The following is a 21,423-nucleotide window of genomic DNA, read 5'->3' as shown; positions in this document are numbered from 1 at the left end:
ATAGACCTAGAGAAAAGTTCTAAGAACGATCTCTAGGCCTATTTTTTTTTAAAGCTTATTTATACAAACTTTGTTGATGAAAAGCAAAATACTGGATAAACAATGCTTTCACTTTGCTGGTAGCAGTTTTTGCAAAAGGTAAAATCACAGTAAAGCTAAGCGCTGCAAGGATTGCTCCTAAAACGATGCGCCAAAGCGTGAATTCCTGTAACTGCAGGAAATGTGCACCAATGACTAAAAACGGTGAAGCGATAAAAGAGTAGACGACGACCCACAAAGAGAAAATAAGTGCAATCAACGCAATACCAAATCCAACTAAAATCAAATCTAAAAATAATAACCCAACAAGTGCAGCCCCATTTATTTTCATTATATACCTCCTGAATTTCATTTGATATCTTAAGTATGACAGAAAGAGCAAGGAAAAGCCCCCGACCTGAGACTGATTTTTTATTAATAGGAAATAATGCTAAAATAGGGAATAGAAATGAATAGAAGGATTACGGAGGATAGGTATGAACCAGAAAATATTCATTGTTGAAGATGATCCAGTGATCACAAAAGTGCTGGAAGAGCATTTGACTCAATGGGGCTTTAGTTGTTGCAGTGTAGTGGATTTTCAGCATGTCGATCAAGAGATTCAAGCGTTTGAAGCAGATCTTGTTTTGCTTGATATTTCATTGCCGTTTTATAATGGTTTTTATTGGTGTCAGGAAATTCGTAAAGATTCAGAGGTCCCAATTGTTTTTCTTTCATCTGCTAATGATAATATGAATATGGTCATGGCAATGAATCTTGGTGGAGATGATTTTATTCCTAAGCCATTTGATCTTTCTGTTTTAGTGGCGAAAATCCAGGCTTTACTCCGTCGTAGCTATCAGTTTGGTCAACATCAACAGGAGTATCACTATACAGAATATGAACTAAATCCGCAGGAAAATGTTGTCAAACGGCGCAATGAGTCCGTTTTACTCACACCAAACGAAAGTAAAATATTATTATTGTTATTTCAGCATATCGGTAAAATCGTTCCTCGTGAAGACATCATGGAAAAGCTCTGGGAGGGCGATGAGTTTGTCGATAGCAATACATTAGCTGTCAATATGACTCGCTTAAGAAAGAAATTATCAGCTATTGGCTTGGATAAAGCGATCCAAACGGTAAAAAACAAAGGCTATTTATTGGAGGATACCAATGAGTAAATTTTTCGACGAGCTTCAGTTGTTTCGATCTTTTCTAAAAGAGCGTATTTTACTTTATGGCGGGTATCTACTCTTATGTCTGATTTTTTTATGCACGTTTTATCTTTGGGAAATTCCTTTAGAACCATTTTTTGATGGAGCGGCGTTTACCTTTGTTTGTTTAGTTCTTGTTTCCATCGGCCGTTTTTTTCGTTATCGTCGTGTGCATAGAGAATTATTACGTATGAAAAAAAATCCAAACTTCCATTCCAGTCAACTTTCTTTATTGCCTAAAGGCAGTAGGTCCTTACTTGAAGCCGATTATCGTGACCTTTTTTTGACCGCTGTTGCACAAAAGGAAAAAGTGGAAGTAACTAGTGAAGAATTAAACAACCAATTGATCGATTATTATAGTATGTGGAGCCATCAAATCAAAACACCGCTTGCTGCATTGGATCTTCTTGTTCAGGCTCAACCTGAGCCTTCTTCAACAATGAAGGCTGAACTGTTTAAGATCGAAGAATATTTGAATATGATGTTGCAGTATTTAAGAATGAATCATGTAAATAATGATTTAGTTATAAAAACACTTGATCTAGATCACTTGATCCATTTGACTGTAAAGAAATATGCCAGCTTTTTTATTCAAAAAAACTTAACGATCACGATAGCTTCAAACCTAAAAAAAGTGATCAGTGATGAAAAGTGGTTTACCTTTATCCTTGAGCAAATTTTGTTCAACGCGATCAAGTATACTCCAAATCAAGGAGAAATCAGAATTTATTTTGAAGGCGAGTCTTTAGTGATTGAAGACACTGGTATTGGCATCTTAGCAGAAGATCTACCCCGTGTTTTTGAACAAGGATATACAGGATTTAATGGACGGGAACATCAAAAAGCGACAGGGCTAGGACTTTATATGAGTGAACAGATCGCTCAAAAAATTGGATTAGTCTTAACGATCGAATCTGAGATCGGTAATGGAACGAAAGTTTTTATCCGTTTTCCACAGGAGCAGTTTCAAGTTGAATAATAAAACCAAACTTACCATATCGTAAGTTTGGTTTTTTATCTGTAAGTAGTATCTTTTTTTGCCCTGCATTATGATAGATATAAGTAATGAACAGGAGGAAATGGCGAATGAAGTTATTGGATGTCAAAAATATAAAAAAGACCTACCAGACAAGGTTTGGCGGTAATCAGGTGGAAGCGTTGAAGCAGATCAACTTTTCTGTTGAGAAAGGAGAATACGTAGCGATCATGGGCGAATCTGGCTCTGGGAAAAGTACACTTTTGAATCTCTTAGCCACCTTAGACAAACCGACCTCTGGAGAAATATTATTGAATGGAAGTAGTCTTTCAGCTATTAAAGAGAAGGATTCAGCAGCCTTTCGTAGAGATCACCTAGGTTTTGTCTTTCAAGATTTCAATTTGCTGGATACTTTTACAGCACGGGACAATATCTTTTTACCTTTAGTTTTGGCAAAGGTCTCGGTTGCCGAGATGGAAAAGCGGATAGCGCCTTTAGCAGCTAAGCTAGGCCTGGTTGGTTTACTGGATAAACATCCTTATGAACTGTCAGGCGGGCAAAAACAGCGAGTTGCAGCGGCTAGAGCGATCATTACCAGTCCAGATATTATTTTAGCGGATGAACCGACCGGCGCACTAGATTCGAAAACTTCCGCTCAATTATTAGCGATGTTTCAGCAGCTGAATGATGATGGGCAAACCATTTTGATGGTTACTCATAGTTCTGTCGCAGCAAGTCATGCCAATCGAATTTTGTTTATTAAAGATGGTCAAGTGTTCAACCAGCTGCACCGTGGGCATCAAACGAATGATCAATTTTTAACGATGATCTCGGAAACGATGACGGCATTATTAACGAAGGAGGTCTGAGGATGTTCTATGTTGATCTAGCGTTGACCAATTTGAAAAAAAATCGAAAAATCTATCTCCCTTTTTTACTGTCAATGGTTTTTTTAGTTGTAATTAATGTGATTTTACAGGTTTTAGTAAAAAACAAAGGGATGAATACTTTACCATCAGCTGAATCAGCGAAACAGCTTTTTGGCTTTGGGCAGTATGTGATTTTGATTTTTACGATCATTTTTTCTCTATACACGAATAGTTTCTTGCTAAAGCAACGAAAAAAAGAACTCGGACTGTATAATATTTTAGGGATGGGCAAAAAAGAGTTACGACATATGCTATTTTGCGAAACGGTTTTATCTTATTTTATTACTATTGTCTGTGGGACGATCATTGGGTCTATATTTTCTAAATTCTGTTTTTTGGCATTAAAAAAAATAACCCAACTCGGAGAGCAGTTTATCTATGATTTTTCGTTCCAAAGTATCCTCTATGTCATTGGGTTGTTTTTTATCATTTATATTCTGCTTTTCTCGTGGAATGTCATACAGCTGCGTTTAGCTAATCCAATTGAACTGCTTCAAGGCTCAAAATCTGGGGAAAAAGAACCTAAAACGAAAGTGTTAACGGCTATCATCGGACTCCTATGTGTGGGAAGTGGTTACTATATATCTGTAACGATCCAATCTCCGATCAGTGCGATCTATCTCTTTTTTATTGCAGTGGTTCTTGTCATTATTGGAACTTATGCATTATTTACGGCAAGCAGTATTGCAATTTTGAAAAGCTTGAAAAAAAACAAACGCTACTATTATCGACCGAATCATTTCATTTCCGTCTCAAGTATGATTTACCGAATGAAACAAAATGCGGCTGGTCTAGCAAGTATTTGTATTCTTTGTACGATGGTGCTGGTGACGATAGCGACGACAGCAAGCTTATATTTTGGTATGGAAAATGTATTGCAAAATCGTAATCCATTTGATATGACGATAGGGGCAAGTGGTCAACAATTCACTAAAGAACAGATGGAAAGTATCAATAATGAACTTGTCCATCTAGCAGAGGAACAGGATGTTAAATTGCATGACAATAAATTATTGCAGGTAGATAATAGTGTACTATTGTCTAAGAAAGCAACAGGCATCTATGAAGGATTTGTTGGTGAAATGGGGGAGACAGCATTCGTTGATTCGGCCATGTTCACCTTCATCACTGAGAAAGAATATGATCGATTAACAGGGGAACAAATAGCTTTATCAGATAATGAAATTGCTGTCTATATGTTGACAGGAACCTATAAAAAAGCATCGATCTCTATTGCAGATCACACATATAAGATCAAGAAACAGATCGATAAGATCGATTTTTTACAGCAAAGTGATTATGGGTTGGTCGATACGTTTTTTATGATTTTCAAAGACAAAGAACAGATTGCAGCATTGATCAGTTCGTTACCTGAAAAAAGTGCAAAAGGTGTAAGCTATTCTCTTTATGCAAATCTTGAAGGAAGTAAAGAAAATCGTTTAGCATTCGGAACTGCTGCACGAGAATTATTAAATCAGCAATCAACAGAGCTTGATTTTTCTTCAATCGACTTAGACAGAGAAGATTCTCTTTCGTTTATTGGCGGCTTTCTTTTTATGGGGATCATTTTTGGTCTAACCTTTACATTGGCAGCAGGAGTCATCATCTACTATAAGCAAATGTCAGAAGGAACAGAGGATCAAGGTCGTTACGATATCATGCAACGTGTGGGGATGAGTCATCAAGAGGTGCAGCAGACGATTCGTAGTCAGATCTTGATGGTTTTCTTTTTCCCGATTGGTTTAGCGGCGCTGCACTTAGCTTTTGCTTTCCCGCTGATGCGAAAATTATTAGTTCTATTTGGATTGACTGACTGGAAGTTTTTCATGCTGGTTTGCTTCCTTACAGTATTTAGCTTTTTCTTTCTTTATTTGCTGATGTACTGGCAAACGTCTAAAGTATATTATCAAATCGTTGAGCGAAAAGTAACAGGGTAGGCAACTGCTGAATTTGTTATGTAGAATAAAAAAAGAAGAGCCCAACACAAAACTACAAATTAGTTTTGTGTTGGGCTCTGATCCTGAATATACAGCGAGAAAAAATGGCTCTTTCGGAAACAAATTGAAAGTGCCGTAAAATACGATGAGGAATGAGTTGATGCTTTTTCATCAGAGACTCATCTCAGATAATCAGTGTTACACATGTCTACTTCACTTGGTTCCGATCACACAAATCTCTAAGGATCAAAGAGACTAAGAATTGAAGGACTTTGTTCACAGGTCTAAATACTTTTGTCTTAGTTTCTTCTTATAGTTGCTGATTTTACATCACTGAGAGTTATTTCATGATGTCATAAATGTCTTTTGAGAGAATCGAGATCGTTTCATAAGAGACATAGTTTTTTGTCATTACACTAAGAATATACGGTTTCTTTGCATAGACGATCGCAACATCGTGGCGATAGTCGTCTACATCACCAATTTTATGTCCGACTTTCACAGGTAAATATTTAGGGATTCTTTGATCATCATAGACAGTATCTTGTAAATATTGGTTGGCAACCCCGCCGAGTTTGTAAATGGCTTGGATCAGTTGTGCATTTTGTTTAGCGCTGGCTCTTAATGTCCAGCTAGTCCAGTTTCTACCGGTAAGGGCGTTTATTTCGTTCAGGAAAGGTTTATCATATTGATTCGCTGAATAATAACCTAAGAAATTAGCACCAACATTATCGGAATATTTTATTGTATTTCTAAGTACTGTTTGAACGGTATAAAATTGGTAGTCAGCATATTTAGGCATGATACCGGCTCCGGCAGGAGAATAAGCACCGCTGAATGAATTCACTTGTGGGGTGTAAAGTAGCGGCTGTGATAATTTCATTGCACCAGAATTCAATTTTTTCTGTGTATAGTAAATGCCTGGGAGTTTTCCTGTGCTTGCTGCAACAAACTCAGTGTTGGGATTGATGGAAGCAGAACCTGTTCCGTTAGCCGGCATAACATAAATACCTAAGCTGCTGCTGTTGTATTTTGTATTCAATAAATGCTGTACTTTTTTTAGTTTATCTGCATAATCATTTTGCTGGTAGCTTTTTGAAAGTGGAGGAGTGTATTTTCCCTTTTGGATAAGTTTCACTTCAAGTGCTTCCATGCGATAACCGTAAGCAGAAGTGCCGGCTTTTTCACCATTTTTCGTCCAGCCTAGCCAACCAAACGATTGCACATGGGCTCGGTAATAAATATCATAATATTTTTTTAAGTCACCAGTTAGACGAAGTTGAACAGCCTCGATCTGAAGGTTTCTACCTGTAGTTCCAGAAAGAGCACCATTAGCAACGAATCCTTGCCAGCCAATATTTTTAATATGACTGTTATATTGGATCGATCCGCTTAAATCGGAGTTGGGGATACTAAACTTAAGAGCTTCCAATTGGCGTTTTTTCCCTGTTGTACCAACGATTTTTCCGCTGGTATCAGCAGGCTGCCAGCCAATGCCTCCTACATGAGCTTGGGTCATTAATTTAGGCGTTTTGATTGCAGGTTTCTTCACTGCTCCAGGCGCTGCCTGACCTTTGACGACAAGTTTGATTCGAATGGCTTGGATACCAAATGAAAAGCCTGTAGTGCCAGCAATTTGATCATTTTTTGCCCAATCCAGCCATCCAAAATTTGCTGCATGAACTTGATAATAGATATCAAATTTTTCAGCATACTCACCAGTCAGTTTCAATTGAACGGCTTCCACTTGTAATTTTTTTCCCGTTGTCCCTGCAGTCAGTCCATTATTCACATAGCTTTGCCAGCCGATGTCTTTCACGTGCGCTCTATAAGAAGCTCCGACGCTTAACGCAGGTTGCTCAAGTTTGACTCTCAATGCTTCGATTGATAAATTCTGACCTGTTGTCCCTGAAGTAGTGCCATTTTTTACATAGTTTTGCCAACCAATTTTTTGGACATGTGTTTGATAACTGAGCTTGGGTGCAACCATAACTGGATGATCTGTGGCCCCAGGAGCTGTTCCATCTTTAGGAACAAGTTTGATTCGAATGGCCTGCATATCAAATGAAAAGCCTGTAGTTCCAGCGATTTGATCATTTTTTGCCCAGTCCAGCCAACCGAATTGAGCTGAATGAGCTTGATAGTACACATCGAATTTTTCAGCATACTCACCAGTTAACTTCATTTGTATAGCTTCTATTTGCAGTTTTTTTCCTGTTGTTCCCGCCATAACTCCATCTGTCACATAATTTTGCCAGCCGATGTCTTTTACATGTGTTCTATAAGAAATTCCACCAGAAAGTTCTGAGGGTTCAAGAGTGATTTTTATCCCTTCTAGTCGTAGTTTTTTTCCTGTTGTACCAGAAATGGCGCCATCTTTTACAGGTGCTTGCCAGCCGAGATCTTTGATATGGCTTTCATAGAAGACGGAAGGAACTCTTTCTGGTTCGACCGGTGTTTCTTCTATTTCTGAAGTGGACGTCTGAGTTTGGTTCTCTTTTTTTTTTTCTAAAAGAGCATCGATCGTTTTTATATGTGTTGCTTGGTCGCTTTTTTCAGCCAGTTGACCGTCGTTTTTCCATTCTGACCATTGTTCTTCATCAGAATAAACACGATACTTGATCGTATAATTCTCTGCTAGTTCATTGGAAAGAGTGAAGGAGATATTTTTAAGTGTGTGCTCTTTGAAATGCAGTGTCTCTCCATTAGTTGCTTTCAGTTGTTTTCCATCAGTCGTTTCGAGTGCATAAGTGATTCCATTTGGTATCGTTTGCAAATGTTGATCGGAAAGGCTTGCTTTTATTCCTAGAAGCGGCTGTTGTTCATCAATTGAGGTCGTCCAGCTTTCCCCAAAAAGCATTGAAAAATGCAACTGGATACCCTCTTTTTCTGTAGTAGCAGTTGTATCTGATTCTTGCGTCGTACTTTCTATTGCAGTTGACTGCTCAGCAGTAAAGCTTGGTTCACTGGAAGATTCACTTGATTCCACTGTCGTGGCTTCTACTTTAGGACTTCCAGCAAGAAAGATGAAGCATGTTAAAAGAAGACAAACAAACTTTTTCATTTTTTAATAACCATCCTTTTTTTTATATATCATAATTATAATTTATTTTGTTTTTTTTAACTAGGATAAGTTAGAAGTAAAATACAAAAATCAGTTTGTTACGGTAATAGCTATAAATTAGAGAAAACGAATATTACGTGAAGAAAAATTTAATGATATAATAGATTATTAAAAGGATTTAAAATGTTGAGAAAGAATGTCATAAATGAAAAGGGGTTTTTTTATGAATAGGAAAAGAGTATTGTTTTCTTTTTTGTTGATAGCGATACCAGTGTTGATTGGTTTTATTATTAGTTTTTTTATAAAGCTTCACGCATTATATATCATAGGTGGTGTATATGCAGTCATGCTCTGGTTCATGCTGCCATCGGATGTTTTTTCTAGAAGTACCTTAGATTACAATATCAAAAGTGTTAACCCAACCTATAAACATGAATCACCAGATTATGTCGGTGGAACAAAACAACAATTAGTGAATTTTTTATTAGTTGCGCTAATGCTTGCTGGGTGTCTATTTTTGATTTTTTTGCTAGGTGATTAATAAACAGCTAGACTCAAAAGAGTAGATTAGAGTAGAAAAATGAAACAAGCGATTGTACATATTGCATTAGTTGTCGAGGATTATGATGCAGCGATCGATTTTTATACAAAGCAGCTAGATTTTATTTTAATCGAAGATACCTACTAGCCCAAACAAGACAAAAGATGGGTCGTTGTGTCACCAAAAGGCTCAAGAGGGACGACTATTTTATTAGCAAAAGCCTCAAAGCCGATTCAAAAGGAGTTTATCGGAAATCAGTCAGGTGGTAGAGTTTTTCTATTTTTAGGTACGGATGATTTTTTAAGAGATTATCAAAAGGTGCTTGAAAAAGGGATCGAATTTGTTCGAGAACCTAAGCAAGCAGATTATGGAACTGTAGCAGTATTCAAGGATTTATATGGCAATTTATGGGACTTAGTTCAATTTAATGAAGATCATCCAATGAATGGAAGTATCGATTGATTCTAAAAAGAATGGAGAATAGAGAATGAAAATCATTGGTTTATTAGGTGGAATGAGCTGGGAGAGTACGGTCAGCTATTATGAAGCAATCAATCAAATCATCTCAAAAAAATTAGGTGGACTGCATTCAGCAAAGTGTCTGATATCTAGTGTAGATTTTGCGGAGATCGAGCATCTTCAGGCGATAGGAGATTGGCAGAAAAGTGGAAATCTTTTGGCTCGTGAAGCTAAAAGGCTGGAAAATGCCGGTGCAGATTGTATCGTCATTTGTACGAATACAATGCATAAAGTTGCCCCAATGATCGAACAAGTCATTTCGATCCCGCTTTTACATATTGCAGAGGAAACAAGAAAAGTGATCGAAAGGGATAAAATCAGCAAGATTGCTTTATTGGGAACTAAATATACGATGACACAGGATTTCTATAAGGAAAAATTGATCGAACATGGGATAGAAGTCATGATTCCTACTAAGGATGATGTTGAATTTGTTAATCAAGTGATTTATGAAGAATTATGCTTAGGAAAAATCAGAAAAGAATCTAAAGAACGTTATGTGACGATCATCGATCAGTTAGCAGAGCAAGGGGCCCAAGGAGTTATTTTAGGCTGCACAGAGATAGGCTTGCTGATCAAGCAAGAAGATACCAAGGTCAAGCTATTCGATACTACAAAGATCCATGCTGAAAGTGCGGCTCTTTATTCCTTAGCTGATTAAATGGTAGGTAATAGAATAGACAACAGATATTCAAAAATGGATGTTTGTTGTCTTTTTTTTCTTAAGTAAATGGATAAAAATATAAATCGAAAGATAACTATTGTTATTTATATAGATGATCATACGCTATTTAAACTGCTAATGAGTATGTTTGATCTAAAAGTTAAAAATAATTTCGTTATTTAAATTTTTATGCTTGAATTTTTTTGAAACTGGGGGTATACTCTGTATATAAAATAAACTTACTTTTAGTAAGTGTTTGGAGGAATAGACTTATGACAAAATATGGTGTAATTGTAGGATCAACTAGAAAGAATTCATACTCAGAAGCAGTGGCTAAAGCGATTGTGAAAGGACTTCCCGCAGATGCAGAAGTAACATTTTTGAACATCAAAGATTTACCATTATACAACCAAGATTATGATGAAAATTCTCCAGAAGCATATACAACATTTAGAAATGCTGTAGCGGCTCAAGATGCATTTATCTTTGTAACACCAGAACACAATAGAAGTATTACAGCAGCATTGAAAAATGCACTGGATGTTGCTTCAAGACCTTGGGGTCAAAGCGTTTGGGGTGGTAAACCAGCGTTAGTAGCATCACAATCGATTTCAGGAATTTCTGGAGTGTTAGCTAACCACGTTTTACGTCAATCATTAGTTTTCTTAGATATGCCGACAATGCAACAACCAGAAGTGTACATCGGTCAATCTGATAAATTATTTGATGAAAATCTTGAACCTAACAATGAGGGCACAAAAGATTTCTTGGCAAGTGTGGGTAAACAATTCAGTGAATTTGCTGCTAAGTTTGCTTAGGGAATGATTCTCTGCACCCTAGAAATTGCAGTAATCAGTTTGAAGAGGTTGGGACAGAAGCTTTTAACTCTTGCCACTTCAGCACTTAGAATTTTATTGGCTTTACTTTGTTCCTTGAACAGCAGTGAAACTGTATGTGTTAGCTGAGCTGATCGAAGCACAATGTATTAGTGCCTCTGCTTCCAGTGTTTATTGATTTTAAAGTGTGAAACAAAGCGGATTTTTCGTTTTGTTTCACACTTTTTTTGTTAGACATGTTATACTTTGGTTGGGTAGAAAAAGTTACGTTTGGAGTCGTTTAGGTCGGATGTTATATCGTTTCTCTCATGATGAGTTGGCGACGATAGCAGGTTTTAATATCATGATCGGTAGTGAAAAACTTTTTTAAAGAGCCCAAATCGTCCACAAGTGGTGAGTGGTGTGTTAAAAGAAGAAGCTGTTCAGATGTATCAAGACCATTTTCGAAACAAGACTTAAGAAAGAGGTGAGCAGATGAAAAAAAATGAGTACTTAGCTTTAGTTGCAATGGAAGAATGTGCCGAAGTTCAACAAGCGTTATCAAAAGCAATTCGTTTTGGTTTTAAAGACCACCATCCTTCTAGAGTGGATGAATCGAACGAAGAGCAAATGTTGACTGAATTTTACCAGCTGACTGCAATGATCGAAGAGCTGGAAAAGCAAGGAGCGATCAAGTGTTTCTCAGAGGAAAAAATCACTAAAATAAAGCAAGATAAAATAAAAAAAGTATATAAGTACATGGATTATCCAAAGCAGGAATGAGAAGGAATCTTAAGATAGACGAGAATAATTTTGACAGTCAGCTCAGCTGAATTCGTTTTTTTATCGGTCGAAATCGTCATTTTTAGCACGATATTTTTTCCGATTATGAGAAGTTTCATTCGTTTTCTGATTTTTTCAAGAAAAGTATACATCTTTTGATGAGAAATGAACGGAAACATTTGAATTTTCTAAATAAAAGAGTATACTCTAAATTGGAATCATTCTAAATTTAATAAAAACAGTTTTCACATTTAGTAATAAGTAAGTTTATTTTATTCGCGGTCTGAATCTCATTTTGCAGAACCAACCAACTGTACAAATGACTCTTCGTTCGAGTAGAATCGGCTTCTTTCTTTGTGTGTGGACAGTAAAAACAAGGGGGATTATTGATGTTTGATATTGTATCATTAGCTAGGTTCCAATTTGCGATGACCACAGTCTTTCACTTTTTCTTCGTGCCGTTTTCGATAGGATTAGCACTTGTTGTTGCAGTGATGGAAACGATGTATGTAGTGAAAAAAGATGAGCGTTATCGTAAAATGGCGAAGTTTTGGGGCAACATTTTTCTATTGAGTTTTGCAGTAGGTGTGGTCACAGGTATTATTCAAGAGTTCCAGTTTGGTATGAACTGGTCTGATTATTCACGATTTGTAGGAGATATTTTTGGCGCTCCTTTAGCGATCGAAGCACTGCTTGCATTCTTTTTAGAATCAACATTCTTAGGATTGTGGATCTTTACTTGGGATAAAGTAAATCCAAAACTACATTTGACATTTATTTGGTTGGTTGTATTTGGGTCAATGATGTCAGCATTCTGGATCTTAGCGGCAAATAGTTTCATGCAGCATCCAGTGGGATATACGCTGAACAATGGCCGGGCAGAATTGATCGATTTTGGTGCGGTGATCGCCAATCCAAAAGTTTGGTATGAATTTAGCCACGTATTGGCTGGTGCTGTCGTAATGGGCGGAATGATCGTTGCCGGTTTAGCAGCATTCCAAATCTTGAAAAAACGTGATGTCAGCTTCCACAAAGTATCTATGCGTATCGGTATGTGGATCGCATTGTTTGGGTCTTTAGGCGTATTATTAGCTGGGGACTTACAAATGAAAGCTTTGATCGAAGGACAGCCAATGAAATTTGCAGCAATGGAAGGTGCATATGAAGATTCTGGAGATCCTGCGGCCTGGACGTTGATTGCTTGGGCTGACGAAGCAGAGCATAAACAAGTATTCGGAATCCAAATTCCATATGTGTTAAGTATTTTATCTTATAATAGTCTGTCTGGTTCTGTTGATGGAATGGAAACAGCGAACAAAGATTTAATTGAAAAATATGGCGATAGAGATTACTTCCCGCCAGTCAATACACTATTTTGGAGCTTTAGAGTAATGGCCGGTTTCGGTGTATTGATGCTTTTGGTTTCAGCATTAGGGCTTTTCTTTACCCGCAAGAAAAAACCATCGCTTTATGAAAAACGCTGGATGGTTTGGATCGTTGCTTTATGTACATTTGCACCATTCTTAGCAAATACGACAGGTTGGTTGATCACAGAGTTGGGCCGTTATCCTTGGACTGTTTATGGATTGTTCACGATCGAAGACAGTGTTTCACCAAACGTTTCTGTCGCTTCGTTATTAACTTCAAATATTATTTACTTTATTCTTTTTGCAGGTCTTGGTTCTGTGATGGTTTACTTGATCACTGTTGAACTGAAAAAAGGTCCTGATTATGAAGAAAAGAAATTAGCACAAGCGAATGCGACTGAAGTAGATCCATTCGATAAGGAGGTCTTTGAAGGATGAGTACGTTGCAGTTACTATGGTTTGTATTGATCGGTATTCTATTTTCAGGCTTCTTCTTTCTTGAAGGGTTTGACTTTGGTGTCGGAATGTCCGTTCAAACATTAGCACATGATGAAGAAGAAAAAGAACAAATCATCCAAACGATCGGACCTGTTTGGGATGGTAATGAAGTTTGGTTACTAACAGCAGGTGGAGCGATGTTTGCCTCATTTCCATACTGGTATGCATCACTATTTAGCGGTTTTTACTTGATTTTATTCATTATTTTAGTTGGTTTGATCATTCGTGGCGTGTCATTTGAATTCCGTCATCGGATGCCTGATGGGAAACGACGTAGAATGTGGAACTGGACACTTTCAATTGGAAGCTTCATAGTACCGTTTTTCTTTGGGATTTTATTTATCAGTTTAGTCCAAGGAATGCCTTTAGATGTCGATGGCAATATGTCTGCAACTTTTACTGACTATATCAATGTCTTTTCTGTAGTCGGTGGTGTTGCGTTGACCTTATTATGCTACTTGCATGGATTAAACTATATTACCTTGAAAACAGAAGGACCGGTTAGAGAACGTGCACGTAATTATGCCTCATTCTTTTACTGGGTGCTATATGTTGGACTAGTTGTATTTGCAGCATTGTTGTACTTCAAAACAGATTTCTTTGACAATCATTTTGCTGTGACGCTAGTACTTGTTCTAGCAATCGTTATTTTGACAGTAGTTGCGAATGTAAGTGTCTTTAAGAAAAAAGAAATGGCAGCATTTATTGCCAGCGGATTAACACTTGTTGTGTTGGTTGCTTTATTGTTTAGCGGTTTATTCCCACGTGTGATGATCGGCAGTGAAGGTTATTACGATATCTTGATCAAAGACGCATCAAGCAGCCCGTATACGTTAAAAACAATGACTTGGTTGTCATTGACGATTTTACCATTTGTATTGGCTTATACTGCTTGGTCATACTATATCTTTAGAAAACGAATCAAACATCCGGCAATCGCTGCTTTGGGGTATGAAGGATGATCGATAAAGCCATCTTAAAGATGCCTAAAATTAAACAGACGATGATTTTGCTTGCAGGTTTTTCTTTCCTGCAAGCAGTCTTTATAATCGGGCAGGCATTTTACTTAGCTAAAGCAGTTGTTGGACTTTGGGAAGGCGGCAAGCTTCATGATCAGTTGTCCGCGATCCTTCTTTTCTTTTTATTTTATACGGGCAGACATGTTATAACCTATGTACGAGAAAAAAAACTGGATCATTTCAGCTATGATCGTTCACGTGAATTGAGAGAACAGTTGCTGCAAAAAATCTTTCGTTTAGGACCAACAGTCGTTCAAAAAAATGGGACTGGTAATATGGTCACGATGGCACTTGAAGGAATCAGTCAGGCAGAAAATTATCTTCATTTGATTTTGATGAAAATCATGAATATGATGATCATTCCCTGGTTGATCTTGATTTTTATTTTTACTCTGGACATTCGTTCTGGAGTGGTTTTGCTGGTCGTTTTTCCAATGATTATTATTTTTATGATCATTTTAGGGTATGCGGCACAAAGTAAAGCTGATAAACAGTATAAAGCCTTTCAATTGTTGTCGAATCATTTTATCGACTCATTGAGAGGGATCGATACACTAAAATTATTCGGGTTGAGTGAAAAATACGCCGGCAGCATTTACAATACGAGTGAGCGTTTTAGACGTGCGACAATGAGTACACTTAAAATTGCCATTTTATCTACCTTTGCTTTGGACTTTTTCACTACATTGTCCGTTGCAGTTGTTGCGGTTTTTTTAGGTTTAAGTTTGTTGGAAGGCGGTATTCTACTTTTTCCTGCCTTGACGACCTTGATTTTAGCACCGGAATTCTTTTTACCTGTCCGTGACTTTGCCAGTGATTATCATGCAACATTAGATGGAAAAAATTCTTTCCAAGCGATCCAGGCAGTGTTGGATTTAAAAGAAGTCGAAGAAACAGATACTTTGTCCTTAGAGGACTGGACGGCGTTAAGCGAGCTATCAGTTGAACAATTGACTTATAGCTATGAAGAAGCGCCTCAACCAGCCTTAAAAGCCCTGAATTTTAGTGCAAAAGGGTATCAAAAAATTGGGATCATTGGTGCTAGTGGTTCGGGCAAATCAACATTGATCAATGTTTTAAGTGGTTTTTTAGAGCCTGACACGGCGACAACGGAAATTCAGATCGATGGACAGAAACTCCCTCATTTTCAGCAAAAAGAATGGCAAAAACAAGTGGTTTATATTCCTCAAACACCGTATATTTTTCAGGATACGCTGGCAAACAATGTCCGCTTTTATACTCCGGATGCTTCGGATGAGCAAGTTGCAGCCGCAATTGAATTAGTTGGACTGCAAGCACTAGTTTCGAGCTTGGCTCAGGGTATTCATACAATGATCGGTGAAAGCGGCAGAGTTTTAAGTGGCGGTCAAGCACAAAGAATCGCCTTAGCGAGAGCCTTTTTAGATCAGGAACGCCGTGTTTTGCTGTTTGACGAGCCGACAGCTCATTTAGATATTGAAACAGAAGTTGAATTAAAAGAAAGAATGTTACCGTTGATGGAAGATCATTTGGTATTCTTTGCTACTCACCGTCTACATTGGATGGCTGAAATGGATTATATTTTGGTCATGGATAAAGGGCAGCTTGTAGAAGCAGGAACATTGACTGAATTAACAGAAAAAAATGGCTATTATGTACGATTAATGAATCAAATGAGGGGGACAGAATAATGGAAAATACCCCAACGAATAAAGAATTATATAGGAAAGATCAATGGGTCAAACCGTTTTTGAAAAAGTACAAAGGACTGTTGTATCTTGCTTTGTTCCTAGGCTTTTTAACATTTTTCAGTGCGGGTGCCTTGATGTTCAATTCAGGTTATTTGATCAGTCGGGCGGCTTCGCTTCCTGAAAATATTTTGATGATCTATATTCCGATCGTTTTGACGCGGGCTTTTGGGATCAGTCGTCCAGTATTTCGATACATTGAACGTCTGGTCAGTCATAACTGGGTCTTAAAGATGACGTCTGATTTACGTTTGAAGCTGTATTTGGTTTTAGAGAAAGATGCGATTTTCTTTAAATCAAAATATCAAACGGGAGATATTCTTGGCTTGCTTTCAGAAGATATCAATCATTTGCAAAATTTATACTTGCGGACGATTTTTCCCACAGTGATCGCCTGGTTGTTATACATTTTTATTATTATCGGTTTAGGTCTTTTTTCCTGGTGGTTCGGGCTATGCATGTTGTTGATGCTTGGCGTAGTTGTGTTCTTACTGCCCTTGGTTTCTGTGCTGGTAAATGGCGCGAAACAGGAAAAGCAAAAAGTATCTAAAAATGAATTGTATAAGAAATTGACGGATAATATCTTGGGTGTCTCAGATTGGGTATTCAGTCAAAGAGGACATGAATTCGTTCATTCATATGAAAAAGATGAAGCGAAGCTGCGTGAATTAGATGAACAGATCAAACGATTTAATCGGTTCCGTGATTTTGTTCTTCAAGTAATCTTTGGGGGCATCACGATCGCTATTTTAGCATGGGCGAGCATGCGTTTTCCAGGAAATCATGGTGGAGCGGCAAATTGGATCGCAGCGTTTGTATTGACGGTCTTTCCATTGATCGATGCCTTTGCGCCGTTGCCAGATGCTGCACAAGAGACCAATATTTACAAAGATTCGATCAAACGTCTGAATGATCTGCCTGAAATTAGTGAAACAGTAAAGGTCACAGACCTAGAAGTTAAAAATACGGAAATAGTCATCGACGATATCTCCTTTTCATATGATCAAGCAGAACATACTGTTTTAGAACATCTAACGTTGAAGATCGAGCCAAAAGAAAAATTAGCTATTTTAGGACGAAGCGGTTCTGGAAAAAGCACATTGGCTAGCTTGATTCGCGGAGATTTGCGTCCAAGTAAAGGAACAATCACTTTGGGAGATGTTCCAATGACCGATTTTGGCGATCAAATCACGCAATCGATCAGTGTGATTCATCAAGCACCATATCTATTTAGAACATCTATTTTAAACAATATTCGCCTTGGTCGAGAAGAAGCTTCTGAAGAAGAGGTTTGGCAGGTTCTGGATAGTGTGGGACTGAAAGAAATGATTCAAGAATTGCCGGAAGGCTTACAAACGATGGTTGACGAAGCAGGATTGCGTTTTTCAGGTGGAGAGCGTCATCGATTGGCTTTGGCACGGATTTTATTACAAGATACACCGATTGTTTTGTTGGACGAGCCAACGACAGGTCTAGATCCAATCACTGAACAGCAATTGCTGAATACCTTTTTTGAAACTCTGAAAGATAAAACGATCATTTGGATCACCCATCACTTACAAGGGGTACACATGATGGATCGAGTGATATTTATTGAGGACGGGCGTTTGGAAATGAGTGGGACACCGGAAGAATTATTGGCAACGAATCAACATTATCAACAACTGTATGCCATTGATCGAGGGATGACCACCGATTGATTTTTTACAAAAAGACGAGGCAAAACTCTCTGAGCTTTGCCTCGAACTTTTCTTTTTTTGCAGTCGCTTAAAATGAACGTTGAAGCAACAGTTGTGTTAGCTGTTCTAGTTGGTTTTTACCTAAACAATCAGGTAATTTTTGAATATCGAACAGCGCCTTTTCAGTCACTTTTTTTGCAAAATTTTTGGCATCTGTCACGCCATCATATTTGTGGACCAGTTGACCTAATTCGATAGCTTCTTCTATTGAAATGTCTGACTTTTTCTCTAAATAAGGATAGAAGTGTTCAGGTGCTTTTTGTATAGCAAAAATCAAAGGTAAAGTATAGACGCCTTGGGCTAGATCTTCTAAAACAGGTTTTTTCAATGTTTTGCTATCAGCCGAGTAGTCTAAAATATCATCATAAACTTGAAAAGCGATGCCGATATTTCGGCCGATACGTGCAGCTAAACGCTGGATTTCTTTATTGGCATAGCCGAAATGAGCCCCCTCTAAGCAGCTTAGAGAAAATAGCTCAGCAGTTTTGCCGTTGACACTACGTAGATAATCAAAGACAGTGATATTTTTTTTATAGCGTGTGTGCATTTGATCCAATTCGCCAAGCAATAGTCGTTTCATTGCAACAGCATTTGTATGTAAGAAATCAGAACCATTCATTGTATCTGCTAGTAATTCAAAAAATTCAGTGAATAGTAAATCACCTGTATAAACGGCGATATCTTTACCATAACGAGATTGAATCGTTGCAGCACCGCGTCTTAGTGGTGAATCGTCAATGATGTCGTCATGGACAAGAGTGGCCATATGCAAAATTTCGATCGATGCGGCGATCTTGAGTAGTTGTTGATGATCTTGTTTTTGTTTATCACCAATTTGGGCAAACAAGAAAAAGAAAGCGGGGCGTAATAATTTACCGCCAGAACAAGTCAGATCGATCAATGCTTGTTCGATATCTTTGTTGCGTACTTTCACTTGGTGTTTGATCAGGTCACAGGTTTCATTCAATTGTTGTTGGATCACAGGGAAATCTTTCCAAAACTCATTCATAGCATAATAATCCTTTCGGTCGTTCAATTGTTCAATACTATTGATTGTATACGAAGTTGGCTAAGAAATACAGTAAATTATTTCATGAGCATAAAACTAAATATTAAAAGAGGAGAGTAGTATAATTTGAATAAAGAAGTATTTTTTGAACTTGTTGAACTTAAAGCAAAAACAGCTAGTGTGTTACCTTTTCTTTTAGGCATTTGTTTTAGTTGGTATCATTATCAGAATTTGCATTTATTTTATGTATTGATCTATTTTATTGCGATGTTCATTTTCAATATGGCTGTCGATATTTTAGATAATTATAACGACTATCATCATGCAAAAGAAGGGCATGACTATAAGGAAAAAACCAATATCATCGGACGGGAAAACTTATCATTATCGATGATTCGCAGTTGGATCATTTGGATGATCGTTATTTCTGCATTGATAGGCATTGGTTTATCTGTGATCGTGGGCTGGCCTTTGTTGTGGCTGGGCTTATACTGTTACTTGATTGGAATTTTTTATTCTTCGGGACCTAAGCCACTGTCTAGTTTACCTTTAGGTGAAGTATTTTCCGGTTTTACGATGGGCTTTATGATCATGTTGATTTGTGTCTACATCAATACCTTTGACTCGTTTCAATGGACACTGACGAATCTAGGGAGTATCTTCTTAGTGGCATTGCCAAATACATGCTTGATCGCTAATCTGATGCTAGCCAATAATATTTGTGATTTGGAAGAAGATGAGATGAATCACCGCTTTACCCTGGTTCATTATTTAGGGAAAAAGGTTTCGCTTCGTTTATTTGTAGGTCTGATCATTGTAGCTTTCAGTTCGATCATTTTAAGTGTATTTTTAGGTCTGACACCAATCACGATGCTATTGATGATCGTCACGGTCCCGTTTACCTGGAAACAAACGAAACTGTTTTTAAAGGAACAAATCAAAACGAAGACATTTATCTGCGCAGTCAAAATTTTAGCTGTCGGTGCTTTTTCACAAGTTGTTTTTTTTGCCATAGGATTGTGGTTTAAATAATAAAATCAAACAGGTCAAAAGGAGAGTTTTAACATGAGCAAACACGTTGTTATTTTAGGCGCTGGCTATGCGGGCTTAAGAGCGCTGCATGAATTACAAAAAGGAAACGATGACATCAAGATCACATTAGTGGATCAAAATGATTACCACTTTGAGGCAACAGATATTCACGAAGTTGCAGCTGGGATCCAAACTTCTGAGCGGATCACTTATCCAATTAAGGATGTAGTTAAATCAGCATGTACGACTTTTGTACAAGGAACAGTAGAAAAGATCGACAGTGAAAATCAAGAGGTTCACCTAAAAGATCAAGCACCACTTTCTTATGATTATTTAGTCGTAGCATTGGGCTACGAATCTGAGTCTTTTGGAATTCCTGGTGTGGAAGAATTTTCATTAAAAATGGTAGATATTCCTACTTCAGAAAAAGTTTACCAACATTTAACAGAGCAAATGAAGGTTTATAAAGAAACAAAAGATGAGAATTGCTTGAAGATCGTTGTCTGCGGTGCCGGTTTTACTGGGATCGAGCTATTAGGTTCTCTAGTTGAAGGGAAAAAGAAACTTGCGGCAGTGGCTGGAGTTGAACCTGACAAAATTCAATTATACTGTGTCGAGGCAGTTACACGTCTGTTACCGATGTTTAGTGAAAAACTAGGCGGATACGGGATCGATCATCTAAAAAAATGGGGCGTCAATTTCCTAGTTGGCAAACCAATCAAAGAAATCAAACAAGATACAGTAGTTTATTTAGATGATCAGGAAACCAATGAATTAAAAGAGTTAGCAGCAAAAACGATCATTTGGACAACTGGTGTCAGCGGCAGTCATGTGGTCGGTGATTCTGGCTTTGCAGCAAAACGCGGTCGTGTGATGGTTCAACCAGATTTGACAGATGCTGAGCATAGTAATGTATACATTATTGGTGACTGTTCTGCTGTCATGGACAAAGAATCAAATCGTCCGTATCCAACAACTGCACAAATTTCTCTTAAAATGGGAGAGCATGCAGGAAAAAACATCAAAGCGCAATTAAAAGGTGAACCAACAAAAGAATTTACGTTCAAATCATTAGGATCTGTGGCTTCTATCGGCAATAGCCATGCATTCGGTGAAGTCGGAAAAATGGAAGTCAAAGGCTATCCGGCTTCTGTGATCAAAAAGGCGATCATGGACCGTTCACTATTTGAAACAGGCGGCATCAAAGAAATGCTTGCTAAAGGACGTTTTGATTTTTATCGTTAAACAATAGAATGATTACCAGTTAAAGCGGTTGAGACAAAAAGCGTTTAGCTCCGAAAAATAAGAAGGAGTTGCTTTTTTTCTCGCCGTTTATGCAGATTTAGGGCCTGAAGGGATTGGGACATAACTCTACGAGTTACGACTCAGTCCTTTTTAAAACGAATAAATGCTGGAAGCAGAAGTAACTACTACTCTACACTTCGTTTCGATCTCATTAACTTCTACGCATGAAACATGCTAGAGTTAAAGGCCTTCGCTTCGATCACATCAGCTAACGCATACAGTTTCACTATTGTTCAAAGAACAAAGTGAAGCTAGCAACATTCT

Annotated in this window: 17 protein-coding genes and 1 pseudogene; 15 read left to right on the top strand and 3 right to left on the bottom strand. The window is 37.7% G+C overall.

The window, feature by feature from the left end; genetic code table 11:
* Nucleotides 1-55: 55 nt before the first annotated feature.
* Nucleotides 56-370, bottom strand: coding sequence for a hypothetical protein (locus A5889_RS04990; RefSeq protein WP_087641171.1), 315 nt, complete (start codon nucleotides 368-370; stop codon nucleotides 56-58).
* Nucleotides 371-515: 145 nt separating this feature from the next.
* Between A5889_RS04990 and A5889_RS04985 the strand changes: the two genes are divergently transcribed.
* The 4 genes from A5889_RS04985 (at nucleotide 516) to A5889_RS04970 (ending at nucleotide 5,077) form a co-directional block, all read left to right on the top strand.
* On the top strand, nucleotides 516-1,202 hold the full coding sequence (locus A5889_RS04985; protein WP_087641172.1) for a response regulator transcription factor: 687 nt from the start codon (nucleotides 516-518) through the stop codon (nucleotides 1,200-1,202).
* Nucleotides 1,195-2,214, top strand: coding sequence for a sensor histidine kinase (locus A5889_RS04980; protein WP_087641173.1), 1,020 nt, complete (start codon nucleotides 1,195-1,197; stop codon nucleotides 2,212-2,214). The genes A5889_RS04985 and A5889_RS04980 overlap by 8 nt, the downstream gene beginning before the upstream one ends.
* Before the next feature lie 107 nt (nucleotides 2,215-2,321).
* Nucleotides 2,322-3,080, top strand: a complete 759-nt coding sequence (locus A5889_RS04975) for an ABC transporter ATP-binding protein (protein ID WP_087641174.1) — start codon at nucleotides 2,322-2,324, stop codon at nucleotides 3,078-3,080.
* Between the two features lie 2 nt (nucleotides 3,081-3,082).
* Nucleotides 3,083-5,077, top strand: a complete 1,995-nt coding sequence (locus A5889_RS04970; RefSeq protein ID WP_087641175.1) for an ABC transporter permease — start codon at nucleotides 3,083-3,085, stop codon at nucleotides 5,075-5,077.
* A gap of 340 nt (nucleotides 5,078-5,417) precedes the next feature.
* Here the strand turns inward: A5889_RS04970 and A5889_RS04965 are convergent, their stop codons facing one another.
* Nucleotides 5,418-8,141, bottom strand: coding sequence for a serine hydrolase (locus tag A5889_RS04965; protein WP_087641176.1), 2,724 nt, complete (start codon nucleotides 8,139-8,141; stop codon nucleotides 5,418-5,420).
* Nucleotides 8,142-8,364: 223 nt separating this feature from the next.
* On the opposite strand from A5889_RS04965, the gene A5889_RS04960 reads away from it, so the two are divergent.
* The 9 genes and pseudogenes from A5889_RS04960 to cydC all read left to right on the top strand — a co-directional run bounded on the left by A5889_RS04960 (nucleotide 8,365) and on the right by cydC (nucleotide 17,774).
* The gene (locus A5889_RS04960) at nucleotides 8,365-8,682 is read left to right on the top strand and encodes a hypothetical protein (RefSeq protein WP_087641177.1); all 318 of its coding nucleotides are present in this window, start codon (nucleotides 8,365-8,367) and stop codon (nucleotides 8,680-8,682) included.
* 39 nt (nucleotides 8,683-8,721) lie between these two features.
* Nucleotides 8,722-9,144: pseudogene (locus tag A5889_RS04955) on the top strand (VOC family protein).
* A gap of 25 nt (nucleotides 9,145-9,169) precedes the next feature.
* Nucleotides 9,170-9,862 carry an aspartate/glutamate racemase family protein gene (locus tag A5889_RS04950; protein WP_087641178.1) on the top strand — a complete coding sequence of 231 codons (693 nt, stop codon included), beginning with the start codon at nucleotides 9,170-9,172 and terminating at the stop codon, nucleotides 9,860-9,862.
* Nucleotides 9,863-10,137: 275 nt separating this feature from the next.
* Nucleotides 10,138-10,683 (top strand): NADPH-dependent FMN reductase, encoded by a 546-nt coding sequence (locus A5889_RS04945; RefSeq protein WP_087641179.1) that lies wholly within the window; start codon nucleotides 10,138-10,140, stop codon nucleotides 10,681-10,683.
* 492 nt (nucleotides 10,684-11,175) lie between these two features.
* On the top strand, nucleotides 11,176-11,463 hold the full coding sequence (locus tag A5889_RS04940; RefSeq protein ID WP_087641180.1) for a hypothetical protein: 288 nt from the start codon (nucleotides 11,176-11,178) through the stop codon (nucleotides 11,461-11,463).
* 389 nt (nucleotides 11,464-11,852) lie between these two features.
* The gene (locus A5889_RS04935) at nucleotides 11,853-13,268 is read left to right on the top strand and encodes a cytochrome ubiquinol oxidase subunit I (protein WP_087641182.1); all 1,416 of its coding nucleotides are present in this window, start codon (nucleotides 11,853-11,855) and stop codon (nucleotides 13,266-13,268) included.
* Nucleotides 13,265-14,290 (top strand): cytochrome d ubiquinol oxidase subunit II, encoded by a 1,026-nt coding sequence (gene cydB, locus A5889_RS04930; RefSeq protein WP_087641183.1) that lies wholly within the window; start codon nucleotides 13,265-13,267, stop codon nucleotides 14,288-14,290. Before A5889_RS04935 ends, cydB begins: the two co-directional genes overlap by 4 nt.
* Nucleotides 14,287-16,017 (top strand): thiol reductant ABC exporter subunit CydD, encoded by a 1,731-nt coding sequence (cydD, locus tag A5889_RS04925; protein ID WP_087641184.1) that lies wholly within the window; start codon nucleotides 14,287-14,289, stop codon nucleotides 16,015-16,017. Before cydB ends, cydD begins: the two co-directional genes overlap by 4 nt.
* A complete protein-coding gene (cydC, locus tag A5889_RS04920) occupies nucleotides 16,017-17,774 on the top strand; it encodes a thiol reductant ABC exporter subunit CydC (protein WP_176372840.1) in 1,758 nt (585 codons plus the stop codon). Before cydD ends, cydC begins: the two co-directional genes overlap by 1 nt.
* 67 nt (nucleotides 17,775-17,841) lie before the next feature.
* Here cydC and A5889_RS04915 read toward each other — a convergent pair whose 3' ends face one another.
* Nucleotides 17,842-18,822, bottom strand: a complete 981-nt coding sequence (locus A5889_RS04915; protein WP_087641186.1) for a polyprenyl synthetase family protein — start codon at nucleotides 18,820-18,822, stop codon at nucleotides 17,842-17,844.
* A gap of 126 nt (nucleotides 18,823-18,948) precedes the next feature.
* On the opposite strand from A5889_RS04915, the gene A5889_RS04910 reads away from it, so the two are divergent.
* Nucleotides 18,949-19,854 (top strand): prenyltransferase, encoded by a 906-nt coding sequence (locus A5889_RS04910; RefSeq protein WP_087641187.1) that lies wholly within the window; start codon nucleotides 18,949-18,951, stop codon nucleotides 19,852-19,854.
* A gap of 33 nt (nucleotides 19,855-19,887) precedes the next feature.
* Nucleotides 19,888-21,099 carry an NAD(P)/FAD-dependent oxidoreductase gene (locus A5889_RS04905; RefSeq protein WP_087641188.1) on the top strand — a complete coding sequence of 404 codons (1,212 nt, stop codon included), beginning with the start codon at nucleotides 19,888-19,890 and terminating at the stop codon, nucleotides 21,097-21,099.
* Nucleotides 21,100-21,423: the final 324 nt, after the last annotated feature.

Source organism: Enterococcus sp. 9D6_DIV0238 (assembly GCF_002174455.2).
In the GTDB taxonomy this organism is placed as follows: Bacteria; Bacillota; Bacilli; order Lactobacillales; family Enterococcaceae; genus Enterococcus_L; species Enterococcus_L dunnyi.
This window is presented reverse-complemented; position numbering and strand designations above follow the sequence as displayed.